This is a genomic window from Chelativorans multitrophicus (assembly GCF_011317445.1).
GTDB lineage: Bacteria > Pseudomonadota > Alphaproteobacteria > Rhizobiales > Rhizobiaceae > Chelativorans > Chelativorans multitrophicus.
In genome coordinates, this window is sequence record NZ_JAAAPL010000001.1 from 525,823 (window position 1) to 549,225 (window position 23,403).

Sequence of the window (23,403 nt, forward strand, 5' to 3'; positions counted from 1 at the left end):
CAAGCGGGAGACCAATTCGTGGCCACGATCTATGTTGACGCTGACGCATGTCCGGTAAAGGAGGAGGTCACCCGCGTGGCCGAGCGCCATGGGCTCCCGGTTGTCTTCGTCTCCAATGGAGGGCTGCGGCCTTCCCGCGATCCGATGATTCGTCACATTGTGGTGCCTGGCAAAGCCGACGCGGCCGACGATTGGATCGTGGAGAATGCGTCAAAAGGAGATATCGCCATCACCGCTGACGTGCCGCTTGCGGCAAGGCTGGTGGAGAAGGGCTTGCAGGTGCTGGGTCCCACCGGCCGCACCTTCACCCGCGAAAGCATCGGCATGGATGTGGCCATGCGCAACCTGAAGCAGGATCTGCGCGAGGCGGGCGAGATCCGGGGCTACAACGCCAGTTTCACGGCGAAAGATCGCAGCAGCTTCCTTCAAGGTCTCGACATGGCAGTCAGGCGGGCTCTGCGCGGCGGCTGAGGCTTGAGTTGCCCGCGGGGGTTCTGCACAAAGAAGTGTTTGCTCCCTCGCTGCGGGCAGGTGACAAAGCCCTGCGCCTACGCTAGGTATCACGCCGTCATAGGAGAAATCCTGCCCGTCCGTGGGAGAGAGCAGCCCGGCTGCCGCCGAAGGGGAAATCGCCCGAAATCTCTCAGGCAAAAGAACCGCGAATGGGTTAGACACTCTGGAAAGTCGGGGCTTTTGCCCCGCGCCGAAGGTGTAAGCGTGGCCGACAGGGTTCCGGCGCGCGAGTCTCTCAGGCTTCAGACAGAGGGGCACGGACACGTTGCGAAGGCAGCGTGCGTGCATCTTTGGAGGCTTGATGAGCGACCTGAAACATCTTCCCCTTGAATCCTTGCATGAGGAAGCCGGCGCGCGCTTCGGCGCCTTTGCCGGCTGGCGCATGCCGCTTACCTATCCCGCCGGCGTGATGAAGGAGCATCTTCACACCCGCGAGAAGGCGGGCCTTTTCGACATTTCCCACATGCAGCTCTTTACCATAGAGGGCGCGAATACCGCAGCCTTCCTTTCGCGCGCCTGCCCGCTCGACGCGGCGGCGCTCGAGGCCGGCAAGTCGAAATACACCGTGCTGCTCAACGAAAAGGCGGGCATCATTGACGATCTGATCGTCACCCGCCTTGGGAGCGACCGCTTTATGGTCGTCGCCAATGCCGGCAATGCTGCAAAGGATGAAGCGCATTTCCGCTTCGTTGCACGCGATTTTGACGTAAAAATCGATGCTTTAGACCGCGTTTTCCTGGCTTTGCAGGGTCCGGAAGCTGAAAGCATTCTGCTGGGCGCGGGCCTCGATCTTGCCGATCTTTCCTTCATGACCGCCGCCGAGCCGCGAGAGAACTGGTTCGCCGCGCGCTCGGGCTATACCGGCGAAGACGGCTTCGAAGTCGCGCTTCCAGAGGAGGAAGCGCGGAGATTTGCGGAGAAAATTCTCGCCGACGAGCGAGTTATATGGATCGGGCTCGCCGCACGCGACAGCCTGCGGCTTGAAGCAGGGCTCTGCCTGCACGGGCAGGACCTTGACGAGACGATCGACCCGGCGAGCGCCGCAATCCTCTGGGCGATCCCGAAAAAAATACGCGAGAGCGGAGATTTCATCGGTGCGGAAGCCTTGCGGCGTACTATCGCCGAAGGCCCCGTGCGAGTGCGCGTCGGCCTCAAGCCCGATGGACGCCAGCCCGTCCGCACGGGCGCCCTGCTTCTGAATGAGGAGGGCCAGACGGTTGGCAAGGTCACGTCCGGCGGCTTTGGTCCTTCTGTCGGCCACCCGATCGCCATGGGCTTTGTCGCGCCCGGCTATCGCGAGCCGGGAACCATGCTCGTGGCGGAGGTGCGCGGAAACCGCCTGCCGATTGCCGTTCACCCCCTGCCCTTCACGCCCCATCGCTATCGCAAAGGATAAAAAGAATGAGCAAGACCTATTTCACAGAAGACCACGAGTGGATCCGCGTCGAAGGAGAGACGGCGACCGTGGGCATCACCGATTATGCCCAGGAGCAACTGGGCGATCTCGTCTTCGTCGAGCTGCCCGAAACGGGCAAGACGCTCAAGAAGGGAGACGCGGCGGTGGTGGTTGAATCCGTGAAGGCCGCCTCCGATGTCTATGCTCCAGTGGACGGCGAAGTGACCGAAGTGAACGAAGCGCTGTCCAGCGAACCCGCTCTCGTCAACGGCGCCCCGATGGATGGCGGCTGGCTGTGGAAGATGAAGCTTTCCGACAAAAGCCAGCTCGAAGGCCTTATGGACGAGGCAGGCTACAAGGCGACGATCGCCTAGGAGAATCATTTATGACTGCAACTTTCTCCACCCGCCATATCGGCCCGCGCAGCGACGAGACCAAGGCGATGCTCGCCTTTCTCGGTCTCCCCTCGCTCGAGACGCTGATCAGCCAGGCGGTGCCGAAATCAATCCGCCTCGACCGCCCTCTCAACCTCCCGGAAGCGGCGAGCGAGGCCGAAGCCCTGGCAGAGCTGCAGGCTTATATGCGGGAGAATAAGGTTCTGAAGAGCTTTATCGGCGCCGGATATCATGGCTGCCATGTCCCGCCGGTCATCCAGCGGAACCTGTTCGAGAACCCGGCCTGGTACACGGCCTATACGCCTTATCAGTCCGAGATAAGCCAGGGCCGCCTGGAAATGCTCTTCCACTTCCAGACGCTGGTGACGGAGCTTACCGGCTTGCCCGTTGCCTCCGCCTCCCTTTTGGATGAGGCGTCGGCTGTCGCCGAGGCTGTCGGAATCGCCTGGCGGCATCACAAGAGCAAGCGCAACAGAATAGTGATCGCCGGCGCGCTCAATCCGCAGACGCGCGATGTCGTGGAAACACGCGCGGAGCCTCTCGGTATCGAGATTGCAACGAATATTGAGCTCGATGGCGACACCTTTGCCCTTATCGTTCCGTGGGGCGACACCTACGGTGCCTACGAGGATCACTCGGCCCTCATCGGCGAGGCAAAAGCGAAGGACGCGATCGTCATCTTCGTGGCCGATCCGCTCGGTCTTCTGCTCAGCGACACGCCGGCCGCGCTTGGCGCGGAGATTGCCGTCGGCCCGATGCAGCGCTTCGGCGTTCCCATGGGCTTTGGCGGCCCGCATGCGGCTTATTGCGCGGTTTCCGACCGGCTGACCCGCCTGATGCCGGGCCGGCTCGTCGGCCAGTCGGTCGATGCCCATGGCCGCCCGGGCTATCGCCTGGCGCTACAGACGCGCGAGCAGCACATCCGCCGCGACAAGGCCACCTCAAATATCTGCACCGCCCAGGCGTTGCTCGCCAATATGGCGGCGGCTTATGCAATCTGGCACGGGCCTGAGGGGCTGAAGGCCATCGCAACGCATGTGCATGGCCTTGCCGCGCGCCTCCATGCGGGTCTCAAGGCGGCGGGCCTGGAGCTTGCCGGCGAGAAGATTTTCGACACGGTGACGGTCACCGTTCCCGGCAAGGCCGCGGCGATTGCGGCTGAGGCCGAGAAAACCGGCAGCCTGCTGCGTGTCATTGATGCGGACCGTGTCGGGATCACCTTCGACGAGATATCGACCGAGGCCGATCTGGAATCGATCGCCAAACTCTTCGGCATCACCGTGCCCGCCGCAGCCCCGGCAATCGCGCCGTCGCAGCCTCGCGGCGAGCACTTCCTCACGCAGCCTGTCTTCCACGAGCACCGCTCGGAAACGGAGATGATGCGCTTCCTGCGGCGGCTCTCCGACAAGGATCTGGCGCTTGACCGGGCGATGATCCCGCTCGGCTCCTGCACCATGAAGCTCAATGCGGCGGCCGAAATGATGCCGGTGAGCTGGCCGGAGGTAAACGGCCTCCACCCCTTCGCGCCGGATGCCCATACGGTGGGCTATCGCCGCATGGTCGGCGAGCTTGAAGGCTGGCTTGCCGAGATCACCGGCTTTGATGCCGTGTCGCTGCAGCCCAATGCCGGCAGCCAGGGCGAATATGCCGGGCTTCTCGCTATCCGCCGCTATTTCCGCGAGCGCGGCGAGGACCATCGCGATGTCTGCCTTATCCCCTCCTCGGCCCATGGCACCAATCCGGCGTCCGCTGCGATGGCCGGCATGCGCGTGGTGGTCGTGCGCTGCCTTGAGCAAGGCGATATCGATCCTGAGGACCTGAAGGCCAAGGCCGAGGAGCACTCGAGCCGCCTTGCCGCCCTTATGATCACCTATCCCTCCACGCATGGGGTGTTCGAGGAAGGCGTGCGCGACATGTGCGCCCTCATCCATGAGCATGGCGGACAGGTCTATCTCGACGGCGCCAACCTCAATGCGCTCGTTGGCCTCGCGCGTCCGGGCGATCTCGGCGCCGATGTATGCCACATGAACCTGCACAAGACCTTCTGCATTCCGCATGGCGGCGGCGGGCCGGGCATCGGCCCGATTGGCGTGAAGGCGCACCTGCAGCCCTTCCTGCCCGGCCACGTGGAGTTGGGCTCGGCCCACGCCGTGGCGGCTGCCCCCTTCGGCAGTGCGTCCATTCTGCCCATCACCTGGATGTATATCCGCATGATGGGCGCGGCGGGGCTGAAGCGCGCGACGGAAATGGCGATCCTTAACGCCAACTACATCGCCGGCAGGCTTGAGGCGTACTATCCGGTACTCTACCGGGGCCGCAACGGCCGGGTCGCGCACGAATGCATTCTCGACACCCGCGTCTTCAAGGAACGGGCAGGCATAGGCGTCGAGGACATCGCCAAGCGCCTCATCGACTATGGCTTCCATGCGCCGACCATGTCCTGGCCGGTGGCCGGCACGCTCATGGTCGAGCCGACCGAGTCGGAGCCCAAGAGCGAACTCGACCGCTTTTGCGACGCGATGATCTCCATTGCGGGAGAAGCGGGACGCGTGGAAAAAGGCGAGTGGCCGAAAGACGACAATCCGCTTGTCAACGCGCCCCACACCGCCGCGGAGCTGATGGCCGATACCTGGTCGCATCCCTATTCCCGCGCGGAAGCGGCCTTCCCGTCGGGAAGCATGGATTGGGCGGCGAAATACTGGCCGCCCGTCTCCCGCGTCGACAATGTGGCGGGCGACCGCAACCTTGTCTGCGCCTGCCCGCCTATCGAGGCGCTCGCAAGCTGACGTCCGGAAATAGTTAATAAATGCGGTGCACTCCCGTTAACGGGTGCACCGCATTATCCGGTTGGCTAAAAGCGGTTCTTCGGTTAAGAGCCGTCCACAACCACCGAACGGAACCGGAACGGCCTTCGCTTTGCCATGGAAACCATGGCAAACTGGATGTGATTCGCGGGGTGCGCAGGGGAAAAGAATTTCGATGGACGACACCAACGACCTCTTTGCAACGCTTGGCTCCTCCAGCGCAGAGCGCGTCAAGCAGCCGGAACCGATTGCGACTGCGCGCAAGGCGCAGCGTGCGCCATCCCCTGCGCGCGATGCAAGCGACAGCTACAGCGCGGCCGACATCGAGGTTCTGGAAGGCCTGGAGCCGGTGCGCCGGCGGCCTGGCATGTATATCGGCGGCACGGACGACAAGGCGCTGCACCACCTCTTTGCCGAGGTGATCGACAATTCCATGGATGAGGCCGTGGCCGGCCACGCGACCTTCATCGACGTTGAGCTCTCCGAAGACGGATTCCTCACCGTCACCGACAATGGCCGCGGCATTCCGGTCGACCCGCACCCGAAATTCAAGGACAAGTCCGCCCTGGAAGTCATCATGACGACGCTGCATTCGGGCGGCAAATTCGATTCCAAGGTCTATGAGACCTCCGGCGGCCTTCACGGCGTGGGCGTTTCTGTGGTCAACGCGCTTTCCGAGTTGCTGGAGGTGGAGGTCGCGCGCGGGCGCCAGCTCTTCCGCCAGCGCTTTTCGCGCGGCAAACCGCTCGGCCCGCTCGAAAGCGTGGGCGAGGTGCATAACCGGCGCGGCACGCGCACACGCTTCAAGCCGGACCCGGAGATCTTCGGCGCGGGGGCAAAATTCGAGCCGGCGCGGCTCTACCGCATGACGCGCTCAAAGGCGTACCTCTTCGGAGGTGTCGAGATCCGCTGGAACTGCGCGCCTTCGCTGCTCAAGGAGAAGGACGAAACGCCGGACAAGGCCGTCTTCCATTTCCCCGGCGGCCTGAAGGACTATCTTTCAAACTCCATCGACGGCGAATTCCAAGTCACCCGCGAAGTCTTCGCCGGCAAGACCGAGAAGCAAAGCGGCCACGGCGCAGTGGAGTGGGCGGTCACCTGGTATGGCGGCGACGCTTTCCTCAATTCCTACTGCAACACCATCCCGACGCCCGAGGGCGGCACGCATGAACAGGGCTTCCGAAACGCGCTCCTGAGGGGCCTGCGCGGCTACGCCGACCTCACGGGCAACAAGCGCGCCTCCATCGTCACCGCCGAGGACGTGATGATCTCGGCCGCCGGCATGCTCTCGGTCTTCGTGCGCGAGCCCGAATTCGTCGGCCAGACGAAGGACAAGCTCGCCACCGCCGCAGCCATGCGCATTGTCGAAAACGCGGTGCGCGATCCCTTCGACCATTGGCTGGCGGACAACCCGGCCGAGGCTTCCAAGCTGCTCGACTGGGTGATCGCCCGCGCCGACGAACGGCTGAAACGCCGGCAGGAAAAGGAAGTCAGCCGCAAATCGGCGGTGCGCAAGCTGCGCCTGCCCGGCAAGCTCGCCGATTGTACCGTGGGCGCTGCCGCGGGTGCCGAGATCTTCATCGTCGAAGGTGATTCGGCCGGCGGCTCGGCCAAGCAGGCGCGTAACCGCGCCACACAGGCGGTGCTGCCTTTGCGCGGCAAGATCCTCAACGTGGCCAGCGCGGGCTCTGGCAAGCTCGCCGCCAACCAGCAGATCACCGACCTGATCCAGGCACTTGGCTGCGGCACACGATCGAAATACCGCGAGGAGGATCTGCGCTACGAGCGCGTGATCATCATGACGGATGCCGACGTGGACGGCGCGCACATTGCCTCCCTCCTCATCACCTTCTTCTATCAGGAGATGCCGCAGCTCATCACCGGCGGGCACCTGTTCCTGGCCGTGCCGCCGCTCTACCGCATCAGCCAGGGCGGCAAGACCATGTATGCCCGCGACGACGCCCATAAGGACGAGTTGCTGAAAACCGAGTTCACCGGCCGCGGCAAGGTAGAGATCGGCCGCTTCAAGGGTCTCGGCGAGATGATGCCGGCGCAGCTCAAGGAAACGACCATGGATCCGAAATACCGCACCCTTCTGCGCGTTGAGGTCCTGGACACGCCGGAAGCCACGAGCAGCGCTGTCGATGCATTGATGGGCACCAAGCCGGAAGCCCGCTTCCGCTTCATCCAGGAAAACGCGGAATTCGTGGAAGAGCTGGATATTTGAAGAGCGAATAGGGAATAGCGAGTAGCGAATAGGGGAGTTAGTGAATAGCGTCGCGGCAGCGACAGCGGCGACTTCCTGTCTCCTGCTCTTCTATTCGCTACTCGCTATTCCCTATTCGCTCTCATCACGCCGCCGCCAATGCCAGCGCCTGCTGGCGCGCGTTCTGGCGCATCGCTTCAAGATGAATGCGCCGCAGCAAGCCGGCGAGCGCAGTGCCTGCCGGGTCTTCGAAGGCCCTCGGATTGCCCTCCAGGGCCTTCAGCATGTGCCAGGAAGCCTCCTGCGGGCCCGCGGCGCGCTTTCCGTTCGCGACCTGACGCCAAATCTTCAGCGCGGCGAGAATCGGCGCGTGCGTGATCTGCTTGAGGCCGGCCTTGGCGAGCAAGCCCGTTACCGCGCCATCCCTGCCGCGCGAAAGGGTGGAGCGCACACGCGCTTCGCTTGTCCCTGTGAGGGCTACGAGGACCGCGCCGAAGAAGTCGATTTTACCGTGAGCCACGGAGCGGGCGAGGAAGGCGGAGGTCAGATCCCCTCGAAGCCGCAAGTGCTCCACAAGCGCCGCGTGCTCCCGAGGCTCCGTCGTTTCGATAAGCGTGAGCGAGGCTTTCACGCAGGCCTCCCGTGTCAGCTTTTCCGCGCGCTCGGAACCCATGAGCGCCTGGACGAAACGGGCGGAGGAAAGCGCCTCCCCCACATGGACAAGCAACAGGTGACGGCAGTCGGATGGCAGGCGGCGGTCAGCTGCAAGGGCGGCGCGAACCCCGGAGTGAGCGCCGTGCCGCTCTATCATTCGGCGGAAACTCAAAGCCGCGATCTGTGCGCCTCCATTGCGCAGAAGCGCCAGGCAGGCCGGTGCTTCCCCCACTTCGGCGATGGCAGCCGCAAGCGCCATGGAAACCCAGGGGCGTGAGGCGATCAGAACCTGGATCCGCACCTCGCCCGTGGCCACCCAATCGATGAGGTCTATATCTGTGAGGAGAGGCGAGCGAACGAGCACGGGTGCTGCCACTTCCGGCTGATCGGTTGCCAGCGCCGCGACGACCTGCGGCGGCGCCGTGTGGCTGAGTGAAAGCACTTCGGCAAGCGCAAGACGAACCTGCGGCGAAGGATCTTCCGCCAGAAGGGTCATCGCGGCCTCGGCGGCCACCCGCTCCTCAAAGGGGAACTTTCTATGAAGATAGGCTCGCGCCAAAGCAGCGGCGGCCTGCGCGCGCTGTGACACCTTTGCCGTTGCGACCCAACGGAGAAAGTATTGGATGACAGCCACAATTTTTCTCCCCCTGATAAACCTCAGGTTAGGCGCTGTTCGTTTAGAATTCGTTGACCATAATTGCCGTTCGAAAGTCGTGTACCGACGCAACTTGCGGGTGGGACCCGCTCCGCTAAAATACACTCAACAAAAGGGGGTGATGATGCCGGGTCTTTACCTTGAGGACTTTGAACCGGGACAGGTTTTTCGTCATACTCTGCGCAAGACAATCACCGAGAGCGACAACGTTCTCTTTTCGGTGATGACGCTGAACCCGCAGCCCCTCCATATCGACTTCGACTTCGCCGAGAAGACTGAATGGGGCAAGCCACTCGTGAACTCACTCTTCACGCTTGGACTCATGATCGGCATTTCAGTTCACGATACTACACTTGGCACGACGATTGCCAATCTCGGGATGACAGAAACAGTGTTTCCCCACCCGGTTTTCCACGGAGATACGCTGCGTGTGGAAACAGAAGTGAAGAATTTGCGTGCATCGCGGTCCAAACCTGACCGCGGCATCGTCGAATTCGAGCATCGCGGCTTCAATCAACACGATGTGCTGGTGGCCCGGTGCCTGCGGCAAGCGATGATCGTGAAAAGGAACGCCTGATGCGCTCGCTGCTTTTCGTTCCCGCTGATTCGGAGCGCAAAATGACGAAAGCGCTTCAATCCGGGGCCGACGTGCTGATCCTGGACCTTGAGGATTCGGTTGGCCCTTCCCGAAAAGAAGAAGCGCGCCGGCTTGCGGCCGACTTTCTCGCGCGGCACGAGACGCCAACCCTAATATATGTGCGCGTGAACGCGCTCTCGACGGGACTGACCGATGAGGATCTGGCGGCGGTCATGCCGGGCCGACCGGCAGGGATCATGCTGCCCAAAGCCGAAGGGGGGCAGGACATCTCCCTCCTTTCCGTTAAGCTCCGCGTTTGTGAGGCCGAGAACGGGATTGAGGATGGCGCAACGCACATCCTTCCCATTATCACGGAAACCGGAAAGGCCATATTTTCGGCCCAGACGATCGCTGGCTCAAGCGAGCGGCTTTCCGCTCTCACCTGGGGAGCGGAGGACCTTTCCGCCGCAATCGGAGCGCGGGCTACCCGCGATGATGCAGGCCGATATACGAGTGTTTTCGCGCTTGCACGCTCCATCACCCTCTTTGCCGCCGCCGATGCCGGCGTGCCGGCGATCGACACTGTCTTCCCCGCCTTCCGGGATCTCGATGCCTTCGCACGCGATTGCAGAGAGGCGGAACGCGACGGCTTTACGGGAAAGATGGCCATCCATCCCTCGCAGGTGCCGTTCATCAATGCCGCCTTCACCCCTTCCGAGGAGGCGATCGATCATTCGCGCCGGGTTGTTGCGGCCTTCGCCGAAACCGGGGAAACCGGCGTTGTGAATCTCGATGGTGAAATGGTCGATCGGCCCCATTTCATCCGGGCAACGCGCATCCTGGAACGCGCGCGCCTTGCCGGACTGGGGGAATAGGGCAATACGGCAGCAGGCAGTAAGTGGGGTCACAACGGTCGCCAGCAGCTGCGAAAAATTTTCCGCTACTGCCTTACTGCGCTATTCCCTTACTACCTTACTCCGCTACTCCCACGGCCCTTGATAATCGCTGACCAGGCTCGCCACATCGGGTCTTGGTCGGTCTGGCGTATTTCCATGGTGCTTGCCGATATGCACGAAGCCGATCACCCGTTCGTGCGGCGCGATCCCCAAAATCCGCCGGCCCTCCTCGACATCCGAGTACCAGTTGGTGATCATGTTGGTGTGATAACCCACTGCTCTCGCGGCGATCATGAGGTTCATGGCCACCATGCCGCCCGAAAGAAACATCTCCCATTGCGGAATTTTGATGCTTTCCTTGGGGCTCGAGACCACTCCGATGACGAGCGGCGCGCGTGAAAAACGCGTCAGTTCCTGCTGTCGGCGCGCATCGTTTAGCGGTCCTTCGCGCTTTTCCGCAAGCTCTGCGAGCAAATGACCGACGCGCTCGCGTGCCTCGCCACGATAAAGAATGAAACGCCATGGCGTGAGCTGGCCATGATCGGGCACACGGGTGGCGGCCCGCAAAATGATATCGAGCTCACGATCCGACGGGGCGGGCGCGGCAAGCTCGTGGATCGGCGCCGAACGGCGCTCAAGCAAAAGGTCGATCACTGCATTGCTCAAGAACACATCTCCTGTGGTGGAAGGGCAGCCGAAACCTTCGCGAGGCAAAGCTCGCATGGCTGCAGTCTTGAAATTGCCACCGGCTTGGGCTTCATGGCAAGCATGTGGTTGGTGGCCAAACGAATCATAGTGATATCCTTCCTTGCAGCGGGGGTTCCAGCAGCCCCTGCCCTGGCCCAGGATGACAGCCGGAATTTGCCCGGCCTGACCGAATTTGCCGCGCCGCAAACCCAGTCTCCCCTTGCCCAGGCGAAAGCGTCGCAGGTGGTGCTTGCAGCACAGCTTACCAAGGATGCGCCGGAAATTCCGGGCGGCCTGACATGGCGTGTCTTCAGCCCGGAACCGGGGCCCGATGGCAAATTGCCGCTCGTGGCGACAGCAAAGGGCGGAACGAGCGCCTTTTCGCTCGCGCCCGGCAGCTATCTGGTCCATGCCGCTTACGGGCGAGCGGGCGCGACCAAGCGAATAACGGTCGCGGGAGAAGCCAAGCACGAGAGCCTCGTGCTCGATGCTGGAGGTCTCAAGCTTGACGCTGTGCTTCCCGGCGACATCCGGATTCCCGAGAAGCAACTGCGCTTTTCCATTTATGAGGCAGAGCCGGACGCTACCGGAGAGCGCCCGTTGATTGTACCGGATGTGCGGCCGAACGCGATCGTGCGGCTCAATGCAGGCACATATCACGTCGTCTCCAACTATGGCCCGATCGCAGTCATCCGCTCCGACATTCGCGTGGAGGCGGGCCAATTGACGGAAGCAACGGTCGAGCATAGGGCGGCCGAGATGACGCTGAAGCTGGTGCGTGAAACCGGAGGCGAAGCGATCGCCGACACGGCGTGGTCTATCCTTACGGAGACGGGCGAGATCGTGCTCGATACGGTCGGCGCCTATGCCTCGATCGTGCTGCCCGAGGGCGACTATACGATTGTGGCGAAGAACCGAGAGCGCATCTATCAGCGCGATTTCACGGTGACACCCGGCCAGAAGCAAGACGTGGAGCTTCTGCCCGAGGACCTCATTCCGCCCGATGAAGAATTTACGGATTAGGCCGTGAACCCATAAAGGCAGCATGACCGACTTGGGGGTGGTGAAGCAGACGGTCAGCTTCTGGGGGCTGAAGTTGAGAAAGAGGCCGTTCAGGTGATCGCCGCACTTCGACCGCAACGCGCCCCATTCCGGTCTCTGCGCGTAACATCTGGGGCTAGACGTCGCCAGAATGGCCGCGCGCGAGAACGGTATAGACGAGGGCGGCGACACGAGTGCATCCTATGAAGCTGCAAGATTCGAGGTTGAGAAGATAAGAACAATTGTTGTGCATGTTCATCATTTGGCCTTCACAGTAAGGCACACTATTTATATCTCTGATCAGACCGTGGGAGGTTGCCGCACTGAATCCGATCGCCGATAGGGCCGCTAAACTTGAACGGGAACTACGCTCAGAGCTTGCCGAACTCGGAGTGGCTTGGCGGTCGTTGAAGCTTGTGCTCCCGGACTGGATCGAGACGGCCTTTGACAGCAAATCCGGTATGGTCGAGCTGAAGACCTTTCTGTCGCGCAACACCGGTTTGCAGATAACGTCTGACGGCCATCTCGCGCCGAAGGATCTCCCTGCTGCTTGCTTCAAGACCAATGCTGCAACATCAGTCGAGCAGGTAACTGCCGCCCGAAGCATGGCGACCGCTTGTGCCCGTTTGGTCGCAAAGGCGACAAAGATCCCATACACGCGACTGCCTGACGCTGCAGACGCTTTCCGCGAGCAGGTTCTACGGCAGAACAGTAAACCGTGGATCGACTTGTCGATGCTGCTGTCCGCTTGCTGGGCGCACGGAGTCCCTGTCCTTTTCTTGCCGTCTCTGCCGGTTCAGGGGCGGAAGATGGAGGGCATGGTCACGTACGTAAGTGATCGGCCTGTGATCATCCTTACGAAAAAAGTGCCTCACCCGGACTGGCTCTTATTCATCCTTGCGCACGAGATCGGACACTTGGCCAAGGGGCACCTGCCTGAGGACGAAGGCCAGGCTATCGTGGACGACACGGTAGAAGTGAAGACTGGCGACGACCGCGACCAGCAGGAACGGGAGGCTAATGGGTTTGCGACCCATCTTCTTGCTCCGGGCGGCAAAGAGGTCACCATTGGGCGCCGTTTGCCTGTCGCTGCGCGGTTTGCCGCGCTTGCCCAGAAATATGGTCACGATAATGGGATGGCACCTGGCTACGTCATCCTGAACGCCGTTCACAATTCGCTCATCAACGGAAGGAAGCCGTATGCACTCGGCCAGGCCGCGCTCAAGCTACTGCCGCCAGATGGAGGTCCGAGTGCGGCCGAGTTCTGCAAGATTGCTCTGCGCGACAATATAGATATAGACCTGCTTCGCGACGACAGTATCGAATTCCTAGAGAAACTCGAATTGCTCTAGGAACTTCCTCATCGTGATAGGGCTGTTCGACCGTGACGTATTTCTCAAGCTCTGCTGCTGCAATCTTTGGTTTGAGGCGGTCGAAGCGCTCGGGATAACTGATCCGTTCCGACTTGCCGCGACAAGCAGCGAGAAGTCCAATCGCAAGAAGATCACTCAGATGCTCCGCGACATGGATCCTGAGGAGGCCCTCCTGCGAACACAAGAGATCGTACATACCGTGCCGGTCTTGCCGGATGAGTGGGTTGAAGAGATCTACGCGGCTCAGAGTTTCCAAGAACTGTCGGACATCGACGGTATTGATGGCGGCGAACAAGTTCTGGCTGCGATCCTGATCGCTGCCCCAGAAGGTCGGGTTCTGCTCTCCGGGGACAAGCGGTTCGTTCAGGCGTTTCGTGAAAACCTGCCAGAGCGCTGGGATGCGCTCGGCGGTTCGATCATTTCCTTCGAAGCATGCATGCTTGCCATCGAAGAAAGATATGGATTTGACTATCTGCGCGAGCGTGTTCACGCGGTGAAGCACTGCGATGGCAGCCTCAGACTAGCCGTTGGCGATGAGCCAACCGCAGAGACATTTCGCGAGGCGATGGCGTCATTCAATCCGTGCCGGATTGTTGAGCCTGTAGTCGAACAAGTGGTCGTCGTGGAATAGGGCTACGTACTTTAAGTAGGCGGTCGCTGAATGGAAGGTTCATCACAAGGGTGCACAGAGCTGGCCGGCCCCGGCTCTGCCGTCTGGCGGGACTGAACGAACGGCAGGTTTTGGGTGGGGCGTAAGCAATACGAACGGCGATAATGCGGTCGCTCGCCGACCGGCACATTCTGCGGCTTATGACTCTACGGCGTGATGAAAGCGCCGGCTTTGCCGGCGCCCTCACTAAGCCTTGGCCCGCCGAATGTCGGGCGGGGTAGCCTCGTCGATCAGCTGGGCAATCGCTTCCGCCAGGAGCAATGACGCTTGATCCCGGCTGCCGAGCCGGCGGATGTTCACGCTGCCTTCCTCCGCCTCGCGCTTGCCGCAAACGAGGATGACCGGCACCTTTGCGAGGCTGTGCTCGCGGACCTTGTAGTTGATCTTCTCGTTGCGCAAGTCGGCCTCGGCGGTAAGGCCTGCCGCTTTCAGTTGCTGGGTCACCTGCCGGGCATAGTCGTCGGCGTCCGACGTGATCGTTGCCACCACCACCTGCAACGGCGCGAACCATAGCGGGAAGTGTCCCGCATAGTTCTCGATCAGGATGCCGAGGAAGCGCTCCATCGAGCCGCAGATGGCGCGATGGATCATCACCGGCTGTTTCTTCTCCGAATCCTTGTCGATGTAGAAGGCGCCGAAGCGCTCCGGCAGGTTGAAATCCACCTGTGTCGTGCCGCACTGCCACTGGCGGCCAATGGCATCTTTCAGCACGTAATCGAATTTCGGACCGTAGAAGGCACCGTCTCCCGGATTGATCGCGGTCTTGATGCGTCCTCCCGAACGTTCCGCAATCTGCTCCAAGACGCCGCCCATGATCTCTTCCGCGTGATCCCAGAGCGCATCGGAGCCCACGCGCTTCTCAGGCCGCGTGGAGAAGAAGACCTGAATCTCCTCGAAGCCGAAATCGGCATAGGTGGAGAGGATCAGATCGTTGATCTTGAGGCACTCCTCGGCGAGCTGATCTTCCGTGCAGAAGATATGCGCATCGTCCTGTGTGAAGCCGCGCACGCGCATCAGCCCATGCAAGGCGCCCGAAGGCTCATAGCGGTGAACGGCGCCAAATTCGGCAAGGCGGATCGGCAGGTCGCGGTAGGACTTCAGGCCATGCTTGAAGATCTGCACATGGCCGGGGCAGTTCATCGGCTTCAGCGCGAAGGTGCGCTTGTCCTCCGCCTCCTCGTCGGCGCACTCGACCTTGAACATGTTCTCCTTGTACCAGCCCCAGTGGCCTGAGGTCTGCCACAGGGAATGGTCGAGCACCTGCGGCGCATTCACCTCCTGATACACACCGTCGAGCCGGCGGCGCATGTAGGAGACAAGGTTCTGGAACATGCGCCAGCCCTTGGCGTGCCAGAAGACGACGCCCGGCCCCTCCTCCTGGAAATGGAACAGGTCCATCTCGCGGCCGAGGCGGCGATGATCGCGCTTTTCCGCCTCCTCCAGCATCTGCAGATAAGAGTCGAGCTGCTGCTGGTCCGCCCAGGCAGTACCGTAGATGCGCGTCAGCATCGGGCGGTTGGAATCGCCGCGCCAATAGGCGCCGGCAACCTTCATCAGCTTGAACGCCTTGCCGATCTGGCCGGTCGAGGCCATGTGCGGGCCGCGGCAGAGATCGAACCAATCGCCCTGAAAGTAGATTTTCAGGTCCTGGTCTTCCGGGATGGCGTCGATCAGCTCGACCTTGTAGCTCTCGCCCTTGTCGGCAAAAACCTTCTTCGCCTTGTCGCGCGGCCAGACTTCCTTGGAAAACCGCTTATTGCGGTCGACGATCTCCCGCATCTTCTTCTCGATAACCGGCAGGTCATCCAGCGTGAAGGGCTCATTGCGGGCGAAATCGTAATAGAAGCCGTTCTCGATCACCGGGCCGATGGTCACCTGGGTGCCCGGCCACAATTCCTGCACGGCTTCGGCCAGCACATGCGCCGCGTCGTGCCTGATAAGCTCCAGCGCGCGCGGGTCCTCGCGCGTGATGATCTCTATCTTGCCGCTGCGCTCAACGGGATCGGATAGATCGCGCAGGGAGCCGTCCATGGCATAGGCGACGGCCTTCTTGGCCAGCGATTTCGATATGGATTCTGCAATGTCGGCTCCGGTCATCGCCGCATCGACATTGCGGACGGAGCCATCGGGGAATGTCAGGGAAGCGGCTTCAGCCATTGGAATCTCCTTATCCAGTCCCGCCAACGAGCGCGGGTGGTGAAAGACAATCAAGGCTGTCGCATCTAGCGGGATAGAGGGGGATCGGCAAGCCCCCAGTGGAATCTAGGGCTTCAATTTCCAAAGCCGCCAAGGGGCCCACCAGGCGTGGCGCGGCTGCAAGATCTCCGGCACCGGATCGATGCCATGGGTGCCCCCAGGCCCGCAATGCATGACGCGAAAGAGGCCCATCCAGCCGCCCGCCCAAAGCCCATGCCGCGCGATTGCCTCATAGGCATATTCCGAGCAGGTCGGGAAGTGCCGGCAGGAATTGCCGATAAATCCAGAGAGTGTGAGCTGATAGAGGCGCACGAAAGCGGTGCCCAGCACCCTCCCCGGCGTCTTCGGCCACGGGCCGGACCAGTTGCGGGAATATCCTGCGGGCAAGGCCATTGGATCAGGCGGCCTTCTCCGCCGCCTTGCGCTCGATCTGGTCTATGCAGTCCACCACCGCGTCGAAAGTGAGCAAGGTGGAGGCGTGGCGAGCCTTATAGTCGCGCACCGGCTCCAGATATTTAAGATCCGCGAAGCGGCCGTCGGGCGGAGCACCGTTCTCCTTGAGCATCAGGCGCATCTTCTCCCGTACGGCCCGAAGCTCTCCGGCACTCGCGCCAATGACATTTCGCGCCATAATGGAGGACGACGCCTGGCCAAGCGCGCAGGCGCGCACCTCATGGGCAAAGTCAGTCACCACGCCGTCCGCCATCTTCAGATCGACCGTTACAGTCGAGCCGCAGAGCTTGGAATGAGCCGTGGCGGTGGCGTCAGGATCCGCCAGCCGGCCGATGCGGCCGATATTGCCGGCAAAGCCAAGAATTTTCGCATTATAGACGTCGTCGATCATGAAATTCCGCCTGTCGGCGCCAACTCGGGACAGGATGTCGCGCAAATGGCTTTCATTTGCGCCGCCCAAAAACTATATAGTGAGGGTATCCGGCGGAGGGCAAGATGGTGTGTTCCACCCGCCGGTGCCGCTATGCCGCTTTCGGGCGGGACTGATTGCAGTTCCCAACAACCCGCAAAAGGCAGTGACCGTTTAACTCGCTCCTGCGCGACAGGGGCTACGGGAGACGCCTTAACATGGACGCGATCATCAAGAGCTTCCCGCCTCGTCCTGACCAGACCTCCGTACCGGCGGAACAGGCCGGCTATCTCGACAAGCCGATCACGGACCGGCCCAGCCGGGAGGAGGCCGAGGCCGCCGTGCGAACGCTTCTGCGCTGGGCCGGCGACAATCCGGACCGCGAGGGCCTCAAGGAGACGCCAGCGCGTGTGGTGAAAGCGTACCAGGAATTGTTCGGCGGCTATGATCTCTGTCCGGCCGAGGAACTCGGGCGCACCTTCGAGGAGGTCGCCGGCTATGAGGACATGGTGCTCGTGAAGGACATCCCCTTTCACTCCCACTGCGAGCATCACATGGTGCCGATCGTCGGTAAGGCCCATGTGGGCTACTTGCCGGACGGAAAGGTCGTCGGCCTGTCTAAGATCGCGCGCGTTGTGGACATCTTCGCCCGCCGGCTTCAAACCCAGGAAGCGATAACGGCCCAGATCGCCGGCGCGATCCAGAACGTGCTCCAGCCCCTCGGCGTCGCCGTGATGGTCGAGGCGGAGCACATGTGCATGGCCATGCGCGGCGTCCGCAAGCAGGGCGCCAGCACGCTTACGACAACATTTACCGGAGCCTTCAAGACGCGACCTGAAGACCAGGCGCGCTTTATCACCATGGTCCGCGATTCGCGCAGCGGTTAAGCCATGCAAGCCTCGGAACTTCGCTTCGCGCCTCCCTCAGCCGACAAAAGCGCGCTGGAGGAAGGCAGGCTTTTTACGCCGCGCTTCGATGCGAACGGCCTTATCACGGCGGTTGTCACCGACGCCGGGGACGGCACGCTCCTCATGGTGGCGCATATGAACGCCGAGGCGCTGGCGAAGACACTAGAAACGGGCATCGCCCATTACTGGTCGCGTTCCCGCTCAAGCCTCTGGAAGAAGGGGGAAACCTCCGGCAACCTGCAGCATGTGGAGTCGATCAGCACCGACTGCGATCAGGATGCTGTTCTTCTCAAGGTGCGCGTCGGGGGCGAGGGTGCAACTTGTCATACCGGCCGACGTTCCTGCTTCTATAGGAACGTGAAAGTTGAGGACGGCCGCCCAATTCTGACCGAAAACGGGTGAAATTCTCGCTTTCGGGTGAGCGGAGTCACCAATTCGGATCTTTGCCGTCCCGGATTCATGAATTTATTACGGTCCCTTGGCATTGTTGCCTGGGGCGTAGGAGATTGCGATGCTCGATTGGGGACCGCTCCGCGGAAAATCCGAGGGCAGTGACAACAACGCCATGAAGCCTCCGGCTAAGCAGCTTCACGCCGCCGACCAAGGACCAGCTATCGCACTGGCGCTCGGCGGAGGCGCCGCGCGCGGCTGGGCCCATATCGGGGTGCTGCGCGCACTGGACGAGGCCGGTATTCGAATTTCCATGATCGCGGGCACCTCCATCGGCGCGCTTGTGGGCGGCTGTTATCTTGCCGGTAAGCTGGATGCGCTCGAAGAGTTTGCGCGTTCGCTGACCCGCCGCCGCATCCTGGGTCTGCTCGATCTCAATTTCGGCGGCAGCGGGCTCCTGGGCGGCATGAAGCTCACTCAGAGAATGCAGGAGCACCTCAACGGGCTCACCTTCGAGGATTTGCCGAAACCGTTCGTCTGCGTCGCGGCGGAAATCCGCACCGGGCATGAAATCTGGATTTCCAGTGGTTCCCTTATCACGGCCATGCGGGCCTCCTACGCCCTGCCGGGCGTTTTCGAGCCGGTGGTCTGCAACGGCCGCGTGCTCATCGACGGCGCGCTTGTCAATCCCGTTCCCGTAACAGTCTGCCGGGCGCACGAGCAGCCGCTCGTCGTGGCCGTCAATCTCCATTACGACGTCTTTGGCCGGGCGGCAGTCATCCGGCACAGCGCCGACCTGCCGGAAAAGGAAGGCAAGCCCCTGGACGGCGAAAAGGCGCCTCTGCTTGTCGACAAAGGTCCACGGCGGCACGAAATGCGGCTTGGCATTACCGGAGTGATGGTCGAGGCCTTCAACATCATCCAGGACCGCATTTCCCGCGCGCGTCTGGCGGGCGATCCGCCGGACCTGTCGCTCCAGCCGAAGCTTGGCCACATCGGGCTGACGGAGTTCTACCGTGCGGGCGAAGCGATCGATGTCGGCTATGAGACGACCAAGTCCCAGCTTGCCGATCTGGAACGCATGCTGAGCGTCTTGACCTAGCCGTAGAGTGAAAGGCGCGGAGTTGCGCGCGTGCCCTCTTCTGCAAATGCCTGCAGGGTGAGCAAGGCAGAATGCCGGACGCGCCACTTCAGGTTTTTGCCGAAGCGTATCCACCATTCGTATAGCGAAACTGCAGGTGATGCGAGAGATCGCGCCGGCAATTGACCTTCTTTCATTGCGGCTGATTGAAAGTAAAAACCCCAGCCTCCGGCCATAATCTCGGAACAAAAGCAAGGGCTGTGAATGTCATAGATATTTCATATGGATTTTATGAGCGTGACACACTCGGAACCCTAATGTGCGGCGCATGTGGAGTTGAATTATCTCCGCCATTGAAAGGAGTTCTGGATGTTTACGCTCAATCGACGGCGAGCGCTCGGCTTGCTTGGTGCCACCGCGGGCAGCATCGCCCTGCCACGTTTCGCGATCGGCCAGACGGCTCGCCCGTCCGTCACCATCGCGGTGCAAAAGATCACCAACAACAACACGCTCGACATTTGGTATGAGCAGTCCAATGTCGGCGAGCGTGTATTCTTCCCCAACCTCTGGGAAGGGTTGATCCTGCGCGATTGGATGGGCAACCAGGGCCCCGTTCCCGGGCTTGCCACAGAATGGCGGCGCATCGACGACAAGACGCTCGAGCTCACGCTGCGCCAGGGCGTGAAGTTCCACAATGGGGACGAATTGACCGCCGAGGATGTGGTGTTCAGTTTCTCGGCAGAGCGCGTCTTTGGCGACACGCAGCCCGCTGGCGGCAGAACCATCTTCGAGACCGATCACAAACCAACCACGGTCAAAGAGCTGCCCGCGAGCGTGCCGGGCATCGGCCGCCGTCTGTGGCCGGCTCTGGCCGGCGTCGAGGCGGTGGACAAATACACGGTGCGTTTCCACAATGCCACGCCGGATGTGACGCTCGAAGGGCGCCTCTATTCCCACGGCAGCCAGATCGCCAACCGTCGTGCCTGGGATGAGGCTTCCTCCTACAACGACTGGGCGCGCAAGCCCATCACCACTGGCCCCTATATGGTCGGCGAATACCGGCCCGACGTTTCGCTGACGCTGGTTGCCTTCGACGACTACTGGGGCGGGCGGCCGCCGCTGGAGCAGATCCGCTTCGTCGAGGTGCCGGAAGTATCCTCGCGCGTGAACGGCCTCTTGTCGGGCGAATATGATTTCGCCTGCGACCTGCCGCCGGATCAGATCGCCGCGGTGCAATCCGCTCCGGGTTTCGAGGTCCAGAACTCCACGATCTGGAATCACCGCATTTCCGTCTTCAACACGCAGATCCCGATACTGGCCGATCCGCTTGTGCGCCGCGCCATGACGCATTCGATCGACCGTCAGGCCATCGTCGATTCGCTCTGGGGCGGCCAGACGGTCATCCCGGCCGGGCTGCAGTTCGAATCATTCGGCGACATGTTTGTACAGGGCTGGACTGTTCCGGAATTCAATCCTGAACTGGCGCGCGATCTGTTGCGGCAGGCGAACTACAAGGGCGACCCGATCCCTTATCGCCTGCTGAACAACTATTATACGAACCAGACACCCACGGCGCAGATCCTGGTCGAGATGTGGAAGCAGGTGGGCCTCAATGTCGAGATCGAGATGAAGGAGAACTGGGCTCAGATCCATGAGCCGGCCGGGGTGAAGGGTGTACGCGACTGGTCGGCGTCCAACACCATCAACGACCCGATCACCCCGATGGTGGTGCAGTTCGGCCCCAATGGCGAGGTCCAGCAGAAGCAGGACTGGACCAACGCCGAGGTGAACGAGCTTTCCGTCGTGATGGAAACCTCGACCGACAAGGCAAAGCGCAAGCAGGCTTTCGCCCGCATGCTGGAAATCTGCGAGCGCGAGGACCCCGCCTATACGGTTCTGCACCAGAACGCCGTTTTCACCGGCATGAAGTCTTCCCTGAAGTGGAAGGCGGCTCCCGCCTTCGCAATGGACTTCCGCAGTTCCAACTGGACGAGCTGAACGCCACAGGCAGGCTCCGGCGCTTCGGCCGCCGGAGCCAAGCTCTTTTCCAATAGCGTCCATGGGCGTCGCTCGCGATGGGCCTGCAAACCGCGGAAGAGGCATGAGCACGCAAACACCTAACCTCGTGGAACTGCGGGATCTGAAAGTGGCCTTCGATGGCGTTCAGGTCCTGCACGGGATCAATCTCGACGTGGCGCATGGAGACGCGCTTGGCCTTGTCGGGGAGTCGGGCTGTGGCAAATCCGTAACCTGGCTGGCGGCCCTTGGCCTGCTGCCGGGCAAAGCCAGCGTCACCGGCTCCGTTCGTCTTGGAGGAATGGAACTTTCCACCGCGCCACGGCCGGTCCTTGAGAAAGTGCGCGGCAAGCGGATTGCGATGATATTTCAGGATCCGTCGAGCTCGCTCAATCCGGTCCTGCGCATCGGCCGGCAGATAACGGAGGCGCTTGCCATCCATCGCGGCCTGACCGGCGAGGCTGCCAGAGCCGAAGCGCTGCGTCTGATGGATATGGTGGGTATCCCCGATCCCAGGCGCCGTTTCGATCAGTATTCGCATGAGTTTTCGGGCGGGCAGTGCCAGCGCTTGATGATCGCCATCGCGCTTGCCGGCGAGCCCGATCTCTTGATTGCCGACGAGCCCACGACGGCGCTCGATGCGACTATCCAGGCGCAGATCCTCGACCTACTGGCAGAACTGAAGAGGGAGACCGGCATGGCGCTGGTTTTCATCAGCCACGATCTCGGTGCGGTCTCTCAGGTTTGTGAGAGCGTCTGCGTGATGTATGCCGGCCGCATCGTCGAACAGGGCACGGTCGATCAGCTGTTTTCCGAACCCCGGCACCCCTATACGCGGGGCCTGTTCGACGCCATTCCCCGCCTCCACGGTACTCGCGAAAGGCTGATCCCCATTCCCGGCACGGTGCCGAACCCGAGGGAGCTGCCGCGCGGCTGTGCGTTCTCGCCGCGCTGCCCCAAGGCGAGCAACTTCTGCCACACAAACAGCCCGCGGCTGCTTCTTCAGCCCGACGGAAGCAGCCTTGCCTGCGTGCATCCAGTCGAGGTCGCCGGAACCGGCGCGGGCAAGGCCCGCATTTTCGAAGAAGTGATGCAATGATACCTTTGATCGAGGCGAGAGGGCTCGTCCGCATCTATGAGATTCGCAAGGGGCCCTTCAGCCGCCCGCAACCGGTGCGCGCCGTCGACGACCTTTCCCTGTCGGTTATGCCAGGCGAAACTGTGGGCATTGTGGGCGAATCCGGCTCGGGAAAATCGACCCTCGGGCGCATGCTTCTCGGGATAGACCGGGCGCAGGCGGGTGAGGTCATCTTCGACGGGCGGCAGATGCCGCCGCTGCACAGCCAGCAATGGCGCGCTCTGCGGGCGAAGATGCAGCTGGTCTATCAGGATCCGCTTGCCGCGCTCGACCGGCGCCTAACGATCTCGGCACAGATCGGCGAGCCGCTGGATATTCATGGGATCGGCAGCAAAGAGGAACGCAAAGAGCGCGTGCGCGAGCTGATGGGTGCCGTCGGCCTCAGGCCCGACCAAGCCGGGCGCTATCCGCACGAGCTTTCCGGAGGGCAACGCCAGCGCGCCGTCATCGCGCGCGCGCTCGCCGCCCGCCCCTCGCTTCTGATCTGTGACGAGCCGGTGTCGGCTCTGGATGTCTCGATCCAGGCGCAGGTCGTCAATATGCTGCGCGATCTCCAGGAGCAGAACGGCATCGCCATGGTCTTCATCAGCCATGACCTCAAGGTCGTGCGCAACATCGCCGACCGCGTGGCGGTGATGTATCTCGGCAAGATCGTGGAGGAAGGCTCCTCCGACACGATTTTCCAGTTCCCGCGTCATCCCTATACGAAGGCATTGGTCTCAAGCGTGCCGGTCCCCGGCAAGCGGCTGCAGGGCCGGGTCATCCTCCAGGGGGAGCCGCCCAATCCGGCCGCCCGCCCTTCGGGCTGCGCCTTCCATCCCCGCTGCCCGCTGGCAACCGACATCTGCCGCACCAGAACGCCTGAGCTGCGCCGGATCGAGACGGGCCGCACGGCCGCCTGCCACCTCTTGGCGAATGACCTCGCCGTGGCAGCCTAAGGAAACA

21 protein-coding genes and 1 riboswitch are annotated in these 23,403 nt (G+C 61.9%); of the genes, 16 read left to right on the forward strand and 5 right to left on the reverse strand.

The window, feature by feature from the left end; translation table 11 throughout:
• The first annotated feature begins 18 nt into the window (after positions 1-18).
• The 5 genes from GNP00_RS02680 (at position 19) to parE (ending at position 7,335) form a co-directional block, all read left to right on the forward strand.
• Positions 19-471 (forward strand): YaiI/YqxD family protein, encoded by a 453-nt coding sequence (locus GNP00_RS02680; RefSeq protein ID WP_011580359.1) that lies wholly within the window; start codon positions 19-21, stop codon positions 469-471.
• Between the two features lie 112 nt (positions 472-583).
• Positions 584-669, forward strand: a riboswitch (glycine riboswitch).
• A 145-nt stretch (positions 670-814) separates the two neighbouring features.
• Positions 815-1,909 (forward strand): glycine cleavage system aminomethyltransferase GcvT, encoded by a 1,095-nt coding sequence (gene gcvT, locus GNP00_RS02685; RefSeq protein WP_011580358.1) that lies wholly within the window; start codon positions 815-817, stop codon positions 1,907-1,909.
• 5 nt (positions 1,910-1,914) lie between these two features.
• On the forward strand, positions 1,915-2,283 hold the full coding sequence (gcvH, locus tag GNP00_RS02690; protein WP_011580357.1) for a glycine cleavage system protein GcvH: 369 nt from the start codon (positions 1,915-1,917) through the stop codon (positions 2,281-2,283).
• Positions 2,284-2,294: 11 nt separating this feature from the next.
• A complete protein-coding gene (gene gcvP / locus GNP00_RS02695) occupies positions 2,295-5,090 on the forward strand; it encodes an aminomethyl-transferring glycine dehydrogenase (RefSeq protein ID WP_011580356.1) in 2,796 nt (931 codons plus the stop codon).
• Between the two features lie 193 nt (positions 5,091-5,283).
• Complete coding sequence (parE, locus tag GNP00_RS02700; protein ID WP_011580355.1) at positions 5,284-7,335, forward strand: DNA topoisomerase IV subunit B; 2,052 nt, start codon at positions 5,284-5,286, stop codon at positions 7,333-7,335.
• A 124-nt stretch (positions 7,336-7,459) separates the two neighbouring features.
• Here the strand turns inward: parE and GNP00_RS02705 are convergent, their stop codons facing one another.
• Positions 7,460-8,602, reverse strand: coding sequence for a DUF2336 domain-containing protein (locus tag GNP00_RS02705; protein ID WP_011580354.1), 1,143 nt, complete (start codon positions 8,600-8,602; stop codon positions 7,460-7,462).
• 145 nt (positions 8,603-8,747) lie between these two features.
• Here GNP00_RS02705 and GNP00_RS02710 point away from each other — a divergent pair, with 145 nt between their 5' ends.
• Positions 8,748-9,200 carry a MaoC family dehydratase gene (locus GNP00_RS02710; RefSeq protein WP_011580353.1) on the forward strand — a complete coding sequence of 151 codons (453 nt, stop codon included), beginning with the start codon at positions 8,748-8,750 and terminating at the stop codon, positions 9,198-9,200.
• On the forward strand, positions 9,200-10,075 hold the full coding sequence (locus GNP00_RS02715; RefSeq protein ID WP_011580352.1) for an HpcH/HpaI aldolase/citrate lyase family protein: 876 nt from the start codon (positions 9,200-9,202) through the stop codon (positions 10,073-10,075). The genes GNP00_RS02710 and GNP00_RS02715 overlap by 1 nt, the downstream gene beginning before the upstream one ends.
• A gap of 105 nt (positions 10,076-10,180) precedes the next feature.
• Here GNP00_RS02715 and GNP00_RS02720 read toward each other — a convergent pair whose 3' ends face one another.
• Complete coding sequence (locus GNP00_RS02720; protein ID WP_011580351.1) at positions 10,181-10,819, reverse strand: nitroreductase family protein; 639 nt, start codon at positions 10,817-10,819, stop codon at positions 10,181-10,183.
• Between the two features lie 36 nt (positions 10,820-10,855).
• Between GNP00_RS02720 and GNP00_RS02725 the strand changes: the two genes are divergently transcribed.
• The 3 genes from GNP00_RS02725 to GNP00_RS02735 all read left to right on the forward strand — a co-directional run bounded on the left by GNP00_RS02725 (position 10,856) and on the right by GNP00_RS02735 (position 13,828).
• The gene (locus GNP00_RS02725) at positions 10,856-11,806 is read left to right on the forward strand and encodes a hypothetical protein (protein ID WP_011580350.1); all 951 of its coding nucleotides are present in this window, start codon (positions 10,856-10,858) and stop codon (positions 11,804-11,806) included.
• Positions 11,807-12,285: 479 nt separating this feature from the next.
• Positions 12,286-13,176 (forward strand): ImmA/IrrE family metallo-endopeptidase, encoded by an 891-nt coding sequence (locus GNP00_RS02730; RefSeq protein WP_157038028.1) that lies wholly within the window; start codon positions 12,286-12,288, stop codon positions 13,174-13,176.
• Positions 13,177-13,189: 13 nt separating this feature from the next.
• Complete coding sequence (locus tag GNP00_RS02735) at positions 13,190-13,828, forward strand: hypothetical protein (RefSeq protein ID WP_011580348.1); 639 nt, start codon at positions 13,190-13,192, stop codon at positions 13,826-13,828.
• Between the two features lie 225 nt (positions 13,829-14,053).
• On the opposite strand, the gene thrS is transcribed toward GNP00_RS02735, so the two are convergent.
• The 3 genes from thrS to GNP00_RS02750 form a co-directional block, all read right to left on the reverse strand.
• A complete protein-coding gene (thrS, locus tag GNP00_RS02740) occupies positions 14,054-16,024 on the reverse strand; it encodes a threonine--tRNA ligase (protein ID WP_011580347.1) in 1,971 nt (656 codons plus the stop codon).
• A 105-nt stretch (positions 16,025-16,129) separates the two neighbouring features.
• Positions 16,130-16,456 carry a membrane protein insertion efficiency factor YidD gene (gene yidD / locus GNP00_RS02745; RefSeq protein ID WP_011580346.1) on the reverse strand — a complete coding sequence of 109 codons (327 nt, stop codon included), beginning with the start codon at positions 16,454-16,456 and terminating at the stop codon, positions 16,130-16,132.
• Between the two features lie 4 nt (positions 16,457-16,460).
• The gene (locus tag GNP00_RS02750; protein WP_011580345.1) at positions 16,461-16,907 is read right to left on the reverse strand and encodes an iron-sulfur cluster assembly scaffold protein; all 447 of its coding nucleotides are present in this window, start codon (positions 16,905-16,907) and stop codon (positions 16,461-16,463) included.
• A gap of 236 nt (positions 16,908-17,143) precedes the next feature.
• On the opposite strand from GNP00_RS02750, the gene folE reads away from it, so the two are divergent.
• From folE to GNP00_RS02780, 6 genes are all read left to right on the forward strand, one after another.
• Positions 17,144-17,812 (forward strand): GTP cyclohydrolase I FolE, encoded by a 669-nt coding sequence (gene folE, locus GNP00_RS02755; protein ID WP_011580344.1) that lies wholly within the window; start codon positions 17,144-17,146, stop codon positions 17,810-17,812.
• Positions 17,813-17,815: 3 nt separating this feature from the next.
• Entirely contained in the window at positions 17,816-18,235 is a 420-nt protein-coding gene (hisI, locus tag GNP00_RS02760) for a phosphoribosyl-AMP cyclohydrolase (protein ID WP_011580343.1), read from the forward strand.
• A 163-nt stretch (positions 18,236-18,398) separates the two neighbouring features.
• Complete coding sequence (locus GNP00_RS02765; protein WP_425482927.1) at positions 18,399-19,325, forward strand: patatin family protein; 927 nt, start codon at positions 18,399-18,401, stop codon at positions 19,323-19,325.
• Between the two features lie 348 nt (positions 19,326-19,673).
• Positions 19,674-21,302, forward strand: coding sequence for an ABC transporter substrate-binding protein (locus tag GNP00_RS02770; protein WP_011580341.1), 1,629 nt, complete (start codon positions 19,674-19,676; stop codon positions 21,300-21,302).
• A gap of 103 nt (positions 21,303-21,405) precedes the next feature.
• The gene (locus GNP00_RS02775) at positions 21,406-22,419 is read left to right on the forward strand and encodes an ABC transporter ATP-binding protein (protein WP_041544561.1); all 1,014 of its coding nucleotides are present in this window, start codon (positions 21,406-21,408) and stop codon (positions 22,417-22,419) included.
• A complete protein-coding gene (locus GNP00_RS02780; RefSeq protein ID WP_011580339.1) occupies positions 22,416-23,396 on the forward strand; it encodes an ABC transporter ATP-binding protein in 981 nt (326 codons plus the stop codon). The genes GNP00_RS02775 and GNP00_RS02780 overlap by 4 nt, the downstream gene beginning before the upstream one ends.
• Positions 23,397-23,403: the final 7 nt, after the last annotated feature.